The following is a 10,803-nucleotide window of genomic DNA, read 5'->3' on the forward strand; positions in this document are numbered from 1 at the left end:
ACGCGTACGGGAGTACGTACCGGGGTCAGGCCCCGCCCGTCCGCTTGACCGCCCTCAGGACCACGAACTTCGGGTCGCTCGCGACCAGTTCGCAGGAGCCGAAGATCCGGCGCAGCGTGACGTGGTAGCCGAGGTGCCGGTTGCCGACCACCCACAGCTCGCCGCCCGGCCGCAGGACGCGCCGCGCGTCGGTGAACATCCGGCGGGCGGTGCGGTCGGTGGTGGCCTGGTGGCTGTGGAAGGGCGGGTTGTTCAGGACGAGGTCGACCGACTCCGGGGCGAGCCCGGCCGTCCCGTCGCCGACCAGGAACTCGGCGGTGCGGCCGGGCGCCGCGTGGGTACGGAAGTTCTCCTCGGCGGAGGCGACGGCCGGGTACGACTCGTCGGCGAAGACCAGGTCCGCCTCGGGCTCGGCCAGTGCGACGGCCAGGCCGACGACCCCGTTCCCGCAGCCCAGGTCCACGACCCGGGCGCGGCCGAGGTCGCTCGGCAGGTGCTTCAGGAAGAAGCGGGTGCCGATGTCGAGGCGGTCCGCGCAGAAGACGCCGGCCTGGTTGGCGACGGTCCGCCCGGCGACGGTACCGGCGTCGGCGGGGAGGTCGTAGCGGTACGGCCAAGGGTTCGCGGCCCGGTCCCGCGCGGGGTCAGGGGTGCAGAAGATCAGCCGGGCCTTCTTGACGGCGAGCGAGGTGCGGGTGGGGCCCAGGATCGACTCGAAGAGCTGGAGCGTGGAGGTGTGGATCTCCTTGACCATGCCGGTCCCGACGACCACGGTGCCCTCGTGCAGGGCGGGTGCGAGCCGGTGCAGCTGGTCCTCCAGGAGCGCGAGGCTCTTGGGGACGCGGACGAGCAGCACGTCGATCCGCTCGGGCGGCGCGTCCAGGGTGGTGAGCAGCCGTACCGCGTCCGGTTCGGCGCCCGCGCGGGCCAGGTTCTCGGTGGTCGCCCGGCGGCCGAGGTAGGAGTCGGTGATCTGCGCGAGCGCGCCGGGGCGGCGGGCCGCGAGCGCCGTCGTGAGGGCGCCCCAGCGGTCGCCGACGACGGCGACCGTGCCGGACAGATCGGTCTCCGTCTCGGCGAGGTGGCGCAGCAGGTACTCGTCGGACGCGTCCCAGGCACGGAGCTGGTCGCGCGGGTCCTCGGGGAAGCGGGTGAGCGGGAACTCGCCCCATGACGTGGTCAGACGGTTCATCGTGCTCTCAGGCTAGCCGGTCACCGAGCACCGCCCGGCCGCAGCCGACCGCGACGGCCGACCGCAGCCGACCGCGTCGCCCTTGCCGACCACACCAACCGACCGCTCTACCCCACCGCCGCCTGAAGGTGAAGGTGCCAGAGCCCCGGGCGGCCGGTGAGGGTGACCGTGGACAGCGGGCGGACGTCCACGTTCCAGAAGGTGGCGGGCGGTGCCTTCAGCGCGTAGACGAGGGCGGCCCGGACGACGGAGGGTTCGGCGACGGCGACGATGGCGCCGTCGTCGGCGGGGCGGGTGTCGAGCCAGCCCCCTATCCGCGCGATGAAGGCGAGCAGCGTCTCGCCGCCGTGCGGGGCGATGCGCGGGTCGGTGAGCCAGGCGTCGACGGCGGCGGGTTCGAGCGCCGCGACCTCCGCGAGGGTCAGTCCGCGCCAGCGGCCCATGTCGCACTCGCGCAGGGCGGGCTGGGCGAGCGGGGCGTAGCCGAGTGCTGTGCCGGTGGCCCTGCTGCGGGGCGTCGGAGAGCAGTAACGCAGCTCGGCCGCGCCGAGCGGGACCAGTAAGTGCGCGGCGAGCTGTACCTCGTACCAGCCGGCCTCGTCGAGCGGCCGGTCGTCGTCGAAGCGCTCGGCGAGCAGGGAGGAGCTGCGCGCCGCTGCGACGAGCGTGACCCGTAGACCCATGGGCGCGATCGTGAGGCCGGACGCCTGGCAGGTCAAGAGGGCATATGCGCGGGCTCAGGTCACGACCGCGGGCGGGTCGGAAGAGGGTGCTGTCCGGCAAGCGCCCCCATGTCCGGAATCCGTAGGGGATCGAATCCGGCCTTCCCGTACACACCACGCGCATCGCCCGTGGCCGGAAGAGTCCCTGGAGCCCTTCGTTCGGTGGTCTCAGCCGGTCAGCTCGTCGACGGCCGTCCGCAGTCGGCGCACCCCCTCGGCGATCTCGGCGGGCCCGGCGACGCCCGCGAAGCTGAGGCGGACGTGCCCTGCGGGCGGTTCGGCGCTGAAGTACGGGCGGCCGGGGGCAATGGCGACCCCGGCCCGCAGCGCGCCCGCGACGAGCGCGGCCTCGGGCAGGGTGTCGGGGAGCCGGAGCCATAGCTGGTAACCGCCGACGGGGATGTGCGGCAGGGCCAGTTCGGGCAGGTGCCGGGCGACGGCGCCTGCCATGGCGGCCCTGAGGTCCCTCAACTCCCGCGAGACGGACCGCAGGTGGCGGCCCCAGGCGGGCGAGCCGACGAGTTCCAGGGCGGTCTCCTGGAGGGGGCGCGGGACGAAGAAGCTGTCGACGACCTGGATGGCTCGGAGCCGTTCCAGGACGGGTCCGCGGGCGGCGAGGGCGCCGACGCGCAGGCTGGGCGAGGTCGGCTTGGTCAGCGAGCGGATGTGGACGACGACGCCGTCGGGGTCCTCGGCCGCCAGGGGTACGGGGAGCGGTCCGGCGTCCTCGTGGACGAGCAGGCGGGCGAAGTCGTCCTCGACGACGAAGGCCCCGGCGGCCCGGGCGATCCGGACGACGGCGCGCCGCCGCTCGGCGTCGAGCACGGCGCCGGTCGGGTTCTGGAAGAGCGGCTGGCAGACGAAGACCCGGGCGCCGGTGGCCCGGAAGGCGGCTTCGAGCAGCTCGGGGCGGACCCCGTCGGCGTCGGCCGGTACGGGTACGGGGCGCAGGCCGGCCGCGCGGGCGACGGCGAGCATGCCCGGGTAGGTGGGCGACTCGACGAGGACGGGGGTACCGGGCGGGGCGAGGGCCCGCAGCGCGGTGGCGATCGCGGGCTGGCCGCCGCCGGTGACGATGACGTCGGCGGCGGCGGTGACGGTGCCGCCGATCTCGCGGGCGAACCACTCGCGGAGTTCGGGCAGGCCGTCGGTGGGCGGCCGCCCCCAGGCGCCGGGGCGGCGGCCCGCGCGGGCGAGGGCGGCGGCCATGGCCCGCTCCGGCTGGAGCGAGGGGTGCAGATAGCCGCCGTTGAACTCGATGACTCCGGCCGGCGGCGCCGACAGGGTCGCGAGGACTCCGGACGCGTCGACGCTGCGCGGGACCAGCTCGGTCGCGGCGTCGGCGCTCAGGGCGACCTCCTGCCAGGAGGTGTCGCCGGCCACGGCCGTCGCCTCGCGCGGCTCGGCGCGGTACGCCCCGGCTCCCGGCCGGGTGACGACGAGGCCTTCGGCGGTGAGCTGGGCGAGGGCGCGGGTGACCGTCACCGGGGAGACGCGGTACCGCTCGACGAGGGCGCGACTCGATGGCAGCTTCCCACCGGGTGAGTAGCGGTTGAGTTCCGCCCGCAGGGATGTGGCCAGTTCAGCGACACTGCTACGCTCGTGCATGACAGCACAGGATAGCGCTACTCCGACTTCGACGATAGCGGTCGGCTCCACCGGAGCCCTCCCGAAGGCGCCCTCCCCGCAGAGCCGCGGCACACTCCTCGCCGGCCTGGGCGTGCTCTCGTTCTCGCTCACCTTCCCCTCCACCGCCTGGGGCCTGGAGAGCTTCGGCCCCTGGTCCCTGGTCGCCGTGCGCTCGACGCTGGCCGCGCTCATCGCGGGCGCCTTCCTGCTGGCGATGCGGGTCCCGCTGCCCGAGCGCCGCCACTGGGCGGGCCTCGCCGTCGTCGCGGGCGGAGTCGTGACGGGCTTCCCGCTCCTGACGACCCTCGCCCTGCGCACCTCGACCACCTCGCACGCCGCCGTCGTGGTCGGTCTGCTGCCGCTCACCACGGCGGCCTTCGCCGCGATCCGCACCGGCCGCCGCCCCTCCCGCCGGTTCTGGATCGCGGCCGTCGCCGGCGCGGTGGTCATCCTCGCCTTCACGCTCCAGCAGAGCGGCGGAGCCCTCTCGACGGGCGACCTGTACCTGTTCGGCGCGCTGCTCGTCTGCGCGGCCGGCTACACCGAGGGCGGCCGGCTCGCGGGGCTCATGCCTGGCTGGCAGGTCGCCGGCTGGGCCCTGATCCTCTGCCTGCCGTTCATGCTCGTCGGCGGGGCCGTCGCCCTCTCCCTCGAACCCGTCCACCTGAACACCCACGGTGTCGTCGGCCTGGTCTGGGTCGCGGCCGGCTCCACCTTCTTCGGCCTGTACGTCTGGTACCGGGGCATGGCGGCCATCGGCATCCCCAGGGCCAGCCAGCTCCAGCTCGCCCAGCCGCTGCTGACCCTGGTCTGGTCGGTGACCCTGCTCGGCGAGTCGCTCTCGCCCGCCGCGCCCCTCGCGGCCTGCGCCGTACTCGTCTGCATCGCGGTGACCCAGCGCGCCAAAAGCTGAAGGGCCGCGGACTGGACGCGCGCCCGCGGGTGACGCGGGTCACAATGGCGGACATAGGCTCGGATCGAGGACAAGCACGGCCGCGAGGAGGTCACCCCGATGGAAGCGAGCGTGGGCGACAAACTGCTGGTGCACGGCCGGACCGTCGGTCAGCACGACCGTACGGCCGAGGTCCTTCAGGTGCTCGGCGAGAACGGCAACCCCCCGTACCGCGTCAAGTTCGACGACGACGGCCACGAGGCCCTGATGGCTCCGGGCCCCGACACCGTCGTACGCCACCACGAGAAGTCGTGACCGGAAGCCATATCCAGAGGTCGTAACGAACAGTCGTCAGGAGGGCCGGACCGAGGTCGGGTAGTGATCGGCCACCACGGCCGCCATCGCCCCGATCGGGTCCTTGTCGATCTCCAGCGCCGCGAAGAAGCAGTGCCCGCCGACCCCCGGGTACCGCTTGGCGAGGGTCAGATGGCGGGAGAGTTCCTTCTTGTCCTGCCAGACGGCGGGCTGGGCGGGGTCGCCGGCCTTGTAGAGGGCCTCGCCGATGTAGAGCCCGACGCCGGTGTCCCGTACCACCGCCTCCCACCAGGGCACGAGCTTGGCGTAGTCGGTGGCGGTGTGGCCGATGTGCCAGTACAGCTGCGGGACGATGTAGTCGATCCAGCCCTCCTTGACCCACTTCCTGGTGTCCGCGTGCAGGCTGTCGTAGCTCTGCACGCCCAACCGGGTGTTCGAGCCCAGGGGGTCGCTGGTGGAGTGGCGCCAGACGCCGCAGGGGCTGATGCCGAAGCCGACCTGGGGAGCGAGCTGCTTGATGCGGGCGGAGGCCTCGGAGACGAGCAGGTCCACGTTGTTGCGCCGCCAGGCGGCCCGGTTGCCGAAACCCCCGCCGTACCGCGCGAAGGCCTCGTCGTCGTCGAAGGTCTCCCCGGCCACCGGGTAGGGGTAGAAGTAGTCGTCCCAGTGGACGGCGTCGATCTCGTAGCGGCCGACGGCGTCGAACATCGCGTCCTGGACGAACTGGCGCACCTCGGGCAGCCCGGGGTTGTAGTGCAGCTTCCCGCCGTACGGAACGATCCACTCCGGGTGTCGTCGGGCCGGATGGTCCGCCGAGAGCCGGGTCGGGTCCGTGTGGTTCGCCACACGGTAGGGGTTGAACCAGGCGTGCAGCTCCAGGCCGCGCGCGTGGGCCTCCTCGACGGCCGTCCCCAGGGGGTCCCAGCCGGGGTCGCGCCCCTGGACCCCGGTCAGGCACTCCGCCCACGGCTCGTGCGGCGAGGGCCACAGGGCGTCGGCGGTCGGCCGGACCTGGAGGAGGACGGCGTTCAGCCGGCGGGCGGCGGCCCGGTCGAGGTGGGCGAGGAGTTCGGCCCGCTGCGCCTGGGCCGAGAGGCCCCTACGGGAGGGCCAGTCGCGGTTGAAGACGGTGGCGATCCACACGCCGCGGAACGCGTTCGCCGCCCGCCGCGTCCGCTCCGCCGGATCCGCACCCACATCCGCACCCGCCTCCGCGCTCCCACCCTCGCGCGCGCTCGCACCCGTCGAGGCGAGCATCGTGAGGGCCGCGCCCGCCACGAATCCCCTTCTCCCGATCAGACCCATATGTCGACCTTGCCGTCCGTCTCGTGTCGGATACGTCACACCTACAGGCAGAGCATCCCCGACCTGGACGATCGATCATCGGTTAATGAGCGGTAACGTCGTGGGGTCGAGGCGGACGCACCGGAATCACACGGGGCCCGCCGCCAGTGAACAGCGAAAGGCACGAGGTGACGGACTCCATGGCCGACATTGAGCGCGTCGGAGTGGTGGGCTGCGGCCAGATGGGCGCGGGCATCGCGGAGGTGTGTGCCCGCAGCGGTCTTGAGGTGATGGTCGCCGAGACCACCGGCGAGGCGCTGGAGATCGGCCGTACGCGGCTCTACAACTCGCTCGCGAAGGCCGCCGAACGCGGCAAGATCAGCGAGGAGGAGCGCGACGCCACGCTGGCGCGGCTCAGCTTCACCACCGACCTGGGCGAGTTCGCCGACCGCGACCTCGTGATCGAGGCCGTGGTGGAGAACGAGCAGGTCAAGACCGAGATCTTCAAGGTCCTCGACCAGGTGATGACCCGGGCGGACGCGATCCTGGCCTCGAACACCTCGTCCATCCCGCTGGTCAAGCTGGCGGTGGCCACCTCCCGCCCGGACCAGGTCATCGGCATCCACTTCTTCAACCCGGCGCCGGTGCAGAAGCTGGTGGAGCTCATCCCGGCCCTCACCACCTCCGAGGGCACGATCAGCCGCGCCCAGCTCTTCGCCGAGAAGGTGCTCGGCAAGCACGCGATCCGCGCCCAGGACCGGTCCGGCTTCGTGGTCAACGCGCTGCTGGTGCCGTACCTGCTCTCGGCGATCCGGATGTTCGAGTCGGGCATCGCGAGCCGCGAGGACATCGACAACGGCATGGAGTTCGGCTGCGCCCACCCGATGGGCCCGCTGAAGCTCGCCGACCTGATCGGTCTGGACACGATCGTCTCCATCGCCGACTCGATGTACACCGAGTACAAGGAGCCGCTGTACGCCGCTCCCCCGCTGCTCCAGCGCATGGTGGACGCGGGCCGGCTCGGCCGCAAGACCGGCTCGGGCTTCTACCCGTACTCCTGAGCCCCACCGACCACCGTTCGGCCCGTACACCCGCACAGGTACGGGCCGTTCGGCGTTTTGCGCGACCGCGACCGTGCCCCGGCGTCAGCCGAGCCGCAGGTGGTGGAGCATGAGCAGCCCGGCGGCCATGTTGGCGGCCGGGATCTCACCCCGGGAGATCATGTCCGGGATCAGTTTGAGCGGTATCCACTCGCGCCGCGAGGACTCGAAGTCGTCCACGGGCGGGCCGATGTACGTGGCTTCCTCGGCCCAGTAGAGATGGTGCCGGGCGTCGGTGAGGCCGTTGGAGGGTTCGACGGTGAGGAGATGGCGCAGGGGCCCCGGGCGCCAGCCGGTCTCCTCCTCCATCTCGCGGGCGGCGGCCGTTTCGAGGTCCTCGTCGTCCTCGACGACACCGGCGGCCAGCTCCCAGCCCCAGCTGTCGGTGATGAAGCGGTGCCGCCAGAGCATGAGGACTTCGTTGGCCTCGTTGACGGCGGTCGCGACGGCGACCGGGCGGAGCCGGATCAGATAGTGGGCGAGGTGGCGGCCGTCCGGGAGCTCGACGTCCGCGAGGTTCACCCGGAACCAGCGGTTCTCATAGACAGGTTGTTCGCTCAGTTTCGTCCACTGCACGTTTCTGCCACCTTCCGATTGGTCGGTGGCAACATGGCAGCAGTCCTGGGCTCACAGGGGAACGCGTAGCGCCCCGTCGATGAGTTCGGCCGCCTGCCGCGCGTCCCGGCAGTCGCTCGCCAGCAGATGCTCCCGCACCAGCCGCAGCCGGTCGCGCAGCCGCTGCGACTCCATCCCCCGCGCCCGCTCGGTCATCTCCACCGCCGTCCGCGCCGCCGCGTCGGCCTCCCCCTGCCGCAGCTCGATCTGGCAGAGCATCGCGAGCCGGTGCACCCGGCCCCGGTCGTGCGCCGGGGTCTCCACCGCCGCCCGCGCGTGCTCCCGGGCCGCCGGGAGATCACCCAGACTGAGCAGCGCCTCGGCGACCTGCACGTTGACCAGGCCCGGCTGGACATAGCCGGTCTCGGCGGGCTCGTGCCCGGGCCTGATCCGCTCCGCCTCCGCCTCCGCGCGCCGGATTCCGGCCAACGCGGCGGCCCCGTCGCCGAGATGGGCGTACGCCTTCGCCTGCATCGCCGAGAGATCGGCGGCGAGCGCCGGGGTGATCCGCTCCCCCGCCGACCGCAGCGCCGCCTCGGCGAACGCGACCGCCTGCCGGTACTCCCCCATGAACAGCGACTGGTTGACGAGCAGCGCGACCACGTACGCGCCGAGGCCCCGGTCCCCGCTAGCCTTCGCGAGCCGCAGCGCCTGGTGGAAGTAGCGCTGGGCGAGGCCGAGGGCGTCGGAGTCGTACGCGCAGATGCCGGCCACTGCCACCAGACCGCCCGTGGCGCGGTGCAGCTGCCGGCCCAGGCTGTCGCCGTACGCGCCCCGCAGCAGCGGCGCTGTCTCGGCGTTGAGGAAGCCGACGATCCGCTGCCTGGTCGCCACCCCGCCGGTCTTGCGGTACATCTGCTCGTAGTGCGCCCGGGCGGCGCCGAGCATGGCGATGTCGGCGGTCGAGACCCGGGTCCTGCCGTCGCGGGAGACGTCGGAGTCCTCCGGCGGGTTCTCCCACTCCCAGACCGGCATCACGGCCGGGGTGCCGGTGACCGCCTGCACGCCGAGTATGTGCGGCCGCTGCTGCTCGTCGGAGCGCCACAGGGCCGTGGCCCGCTCGACGAACGCGGAGAGCGGCGAGCCCGCGACCACGGCGGCGGCGCCGCCGGAGACGCCCAGACCGATGTCGTCGAGGGTGACCGCCCGGTGCAGCCTCGCCGCGAGCACCTCGCAGATCAGGTCGGGCACCTGGCCGCGCGGCCGCTGGCCCTTCAGCCAGCGGGCCACCGCCGTGTGTTCGTACCGCAGGGCCAGGCCCCGGGCGCGGCCGGCCCGGTTCACATGGGCGGCCAGGCCGGCGTGCGAGACGCCCGCCTCGTCCAGCAGGGCGTCGAGCAGGGTGTTGGGGTGCATGGGCCGCTCCGATGACTCGGGCCGCCCAGCGTAGTGGTGGGCGGTTTCGCACGGGGTGTGAATGAAGTGCCCGTTCTTCCGGTCCGTGCACTCTGCCGCCGTACCCTCGGGGCCGGTTGACTGAGCGCCTCGCCGCAAGGCGACCCGGGCCGCCGGGCTCCCCCTCGTACAGTGCGGCGGCCCGCACCGCGCCGCCCGCCCCGCCGACCTGCCCGACACTCCCAGGCGGTCCGGGCGGCGCCGGCCTCAGGCCCTGTCCACTCAACAGTGAGGGGAGGGTTCAGGTCGGGTACGGCGCAGCCCGGGTTCGGCGGGCTGCGCCGGAACCCGCATCCGGTCGTTGCGGACGACCAACAGGGCCACGTCGTCGGCGAGTCGGCCCCTGGTGTGCCGCAGCAGGGCGGCGTGCACGCGGTGGACCAGCGCCGCCGGGGAGAGGGGCGCGTCACGGGCGGCCTCGGTCAGGACCGCTTCGAGACCGAAGAATCGACCCGCCCCGTCCCGCGCGTCCTCCGCGCCATCGGTGTGCAGGAAGAGCGCCTCGCCCGGCAGGAGCCGGCCGCAGGGGTACGGGGAGAGGTCGGCCGGCAGCGGGAACGTGCCGAGCGGGGGCAGCGGGTCGCCGACGGGGACGGGCTCCACGCGGCGGCCGATCCGGTACGGGCCGGGGTGCCCGCAGTTGAGCGCGTACACCTCCCCGTCCTTGCTGATCTCCAGGAGCAGTACGGTGACGAACTCCTCGGCCGCCGGATGCTCCGGCTCGCGTCCGCCGCAGGCCGCCGGGTGCTCCTCGCGCGCCCGCTCCCGCAGATGGCGGGCGAGCGCCCGGTCGAGCCGCCGCAGGACCCCGCCGAGCTCGGGCTCGTCGTGGGCGGCCTCGCGGAAGCTGCCGAGCACGGCGACCACCGCGCCGAGGGCGGCGAGACCGTGGCCCCGGACGTCTCCGATGACGACCCGCACGCCGTAGGGCGTGGCCACCGCCTCGTAGAGGTCCCCGCCGACGGACGCGCCCCGGGAGGCGGAGAGCTGGCCTGCCGCGACGGAGAGGCCGTCGAGCCGGGGCGGTGGTGGTCGTAGCAGAACGCGTTGGGTGGCGTGGGCGATGGCCCGCATCCGCTCCAGCTCGCGCGAGAGGCCCCGGCGGATTCCGAGGATCAGCCCGGTGCCGACGCTGAAGAAGAGCACGCTGGTGGCGATCCGCATGGGTAGCCCCGGTTGCTGCGCCAGTGGACAGCCGAGTTTCCAGGTCACGGCCACGACACCCCAGAGAGTGGGAAGGGCGAGAGGTCCCAGCCTGCGCAGCCGGGAACCATCGGAGAGCGACGTCCTGGTACGGATCATGCACGGCCCTTCCTGAGGCCCTGCAGCGCCCGAAGGCCCTGCGGCACACAGGCCCGCCCCTGTGGCCGCGTCGATTCTCCCGACCCCGTGGGGCACCAGGGAACAGCGACCGGACATCTCACCCGAAGGAGTGAGCGCCCCCGGCGCGCCTCGGCGCGCCACCCGTCCGCCACCCGCACGGACACGGCCTCTTCGCACGGAGACTCGACCGAACGGCGAGCCAGGCCCGCGAGGCGGACGGTCGGGCCGACAACGCCGGAGGGGCCGGCCCGGGGAATCCGGGCCGGCCCCTGCGGGGAGCGTTGCCCTCAGGGGCCGCGCAGCTCCGCGCCCGTGGGCTCGGAAGCCGGGGCGGCG

At 73.3% G+C, this 10,803-nt stretch carries 10 protein-coding genes; 3 read left to right on the top strand and 7 right to left on the bottom strand.

All coding sequences use genetic code 11. The features are described from left to right. Positions 1–25: 25 nt before the first annotated feature. The 3 genes from ACFWRO_RS31365 to ACFWRO_RS31375 all read right to left on the bottom strand — a co-directional run bounded on the left by ACFWRO_RS31365 (position 26) and on the right by ACFWRO_RS31375 (position 3,522). Positions 26–1,192 (bottom strand): methyltransferase, encoded by a 1,167-nt coding sequence (locus ACFWRO_RS31365; protein WP_384516187.1) that lies wholly within the window; start codon positions 1,190–1,192, stop codon positions 26–28. A gap of 107 nt (positions 1,193–1,299) precedes the next feature. Next, complete coding sequence (locus tag ACFWRO_RS31370) at positions 1,300–1,875, bottom strand: histidine phosphatase family protein (protein WP_384516189.1); 576 nt, start codon at positions 1,873–1,875, stop codon at positions 1,300–1,302. 207 nt (positions 1,876–2,082) lie between these two features. Then, entirely contained in the window at positions 2,083–3,522 is a 1,440-nt protein-coding gene (locus ACFWRO_RS31375) for a PLP-dependent aminotransferase family protein (RefSeq protein WP_384516192.1), read from the bottom strand. Here ACFWRO_RS31375 and ACFWRO_RS31380 point away from each other — a divergent pair. Next, positions 3,521–4,456: a DMT family transporter gene (locus ACFWRO_RS31380; protein WP_384516194.1), complete on the top strand. Its 936-nt coding sequence runs from the start codon at positions 3,521–3,523 to the stop codon at positions 4,454–4,456. The genes ACFWRO_RS31375 and ACFWRO_RS31380 overlap by 2 nt on opposite strands. A 99-nt stretch (positions 4,457–4,555) precedes the next feature. Beyond that, complete coding sequence (locus ACFWRO_RS31385; protein ID WP_362004589.1) at positions 4,556–4,750, top strand: DUF1918 domain-containing protein; 195 nt, start codon at positions 4,556–4,558, stop codon at positions 4,748–4,750. A 36-nt stretch (positions 4,751–4,786) separates the two neighbouring features. Here the strand turns inward: ACFWRO_RS31385 and ACFWRO_RS31390 are convergent, their stop codons facing one another. Beyond that, positions 4,787–6,055 carry a glycoside hydrolase family 10 protein gene (locus tag ACFWRO_RS31390; RefSeq protein WP_384516197.1) on the bottom strand — a complete coding sequence of 423 codons (1,269 nt, stop codon included), beginning with the start codon at positions 6,053–6,055 and terminating at the stop codon, positions 4,787–4,789. Positions 6,056–6,234: 179 nt separating this feature from the next. Between ACFWRO_RS31390 and ACFWRO_RS31395 the strand changes: the two genes are divergently transcribed. Further along, entirely contained in the window at positions 6,235–7,095 is an 861-nt protein-coding gene (locus ACFWRO_RS31395; protein ID WP_384516199.1) for a 3-hydroxybutyryl-CoA dehydrogenase, read from the top strand. Positions 7,096–7,179: 84 nt separating this feature from the next. Here ACFWRO_RS31395 and ACFWRO_RS31400 read toward each other — a convergent pair whose 3' ends face one another. From ACFWRO_RS31400 to ACFWRO_RS31410, 3 genes are all read right to left on the bottom strand, one after another. After that, positions 7,180–7,710 carry an NUDIX hydrolase gene (locus ACFWRO_RS31400; protein WP_384516202.1) on the bottom strand — a complete coding sequence of 177 codons (531 nt, stop codon included), beginning with the start codon at positions 7,708–7,710 and terminating at the stop codon, positions 7,180–7,182. Between the two features lie 51 nt (positions 7,711–7,761). Continuing rightward, positions 7,762–9,105 carry a transcriptional regulator gene (locus ACFWRO_RS31405; RefSeq protein WP_384516205.1) on the bottom strand — a complete coding sequence of 448 codons (1,344 nt, stop codon included), beginning with the start codon at positions 9,103–9,105 and terminating at the stop codon, positions 7,762–7,764. Between the two features lie 261 nt (positions 9,106–9,366). After that, positions 9,367–10,446: a PP2C family protein-serine/threonine phosphatase gene (locus ACFWRO_RS31410; RefSeq protein ID WP_384516208.1), complete on the bottom strand. Its 1,080-nt coding sequence runs from the start codon at positions 10,444–10,446 to the stop codon at positions 9,367–9,369. Between the last annotated feature and the right edge of the window lie 357 nt (positions 10,447–10,803).

The sequence above is a fragment of the Streptomyces sp. NPDC058579 genome (assembly GCF_042718575.1).
GTDB lineage: Bacteria > Actinomycetota > Actinomycetes > Streptomycetales > Streptomycetaceae > Streptomyces.

Excerpts from the sequence above, each read along its gene's own strand:
- ACFWRO_RS31365 (WP_384516187.1), bottom strand. The coding sequence starts at position 1,192 with ATGAACCGTCTGACCACGTCATGGGGCGAGTTCCCGCTCACCCGCTTC.
- ACFWRO_RS31370 (WP_384516189.1), bottom strand. The coding sequence starts at position 1,875 with ATGGGTCTACGGGTCACGCTCGTCGCAGCGGCGCGCAGCTCCTCCCTG.
- ACFWRO_RS31380 (WP_384516194.1), top strand. The coding sequence starts at position 3,521 with ATGACAGCACAGGATAGCGCTACTCCGACTTCGACGATAGCGGTCGGC.
- ACFWRO_RS31375 (WP_384516192.1), bottom strand. The coding sequence starts at position 3,522 with ATGCACGAGCGTAGCAGTGTCGCTGAACTGGCCACATCCCTGCGGGCG.
- ACFWRO_RS31385 (WP_362004589.1), top strand. The coding sequence starts at position 4,556 with ATGGAAGCGAGCGTGGGCGACAAACTGCTGGTGCACGGCCGGACCGTC.
- ACFWRO_RS31390 (WP_384516197.1), bottom strand. The coding sequence starts at position 6,055 with ATGGGTCTGATCGGGAGAAGGGGATTCGTGGCGGGCGCGGCCCTCACG.
- ACFWRO_RS31395 (WP_384516199.1), top strand. The coding sequence starts at position 6,235 with ATGGCCGACATTGAGCGCGTCGGAGTGGTGGGCTGCGGCCAGATGGGC.
- ACFWRO_RS31405 (WP_384516205.1), bottom strand. The coding sequence starts at position 9,105 with ATGCACCCCAACACCCTGCTCGACGCCCTGCTGGACGAGGCGGGCGTC.
- ACFWRO_RS31410 (WP_384516208.1), bottom strand. The coding sequence starts at position 10,446 with ATGATCCGTACCAGGACGTCGCTCTCCGATGGTTCCCGGCTGCGCAGG.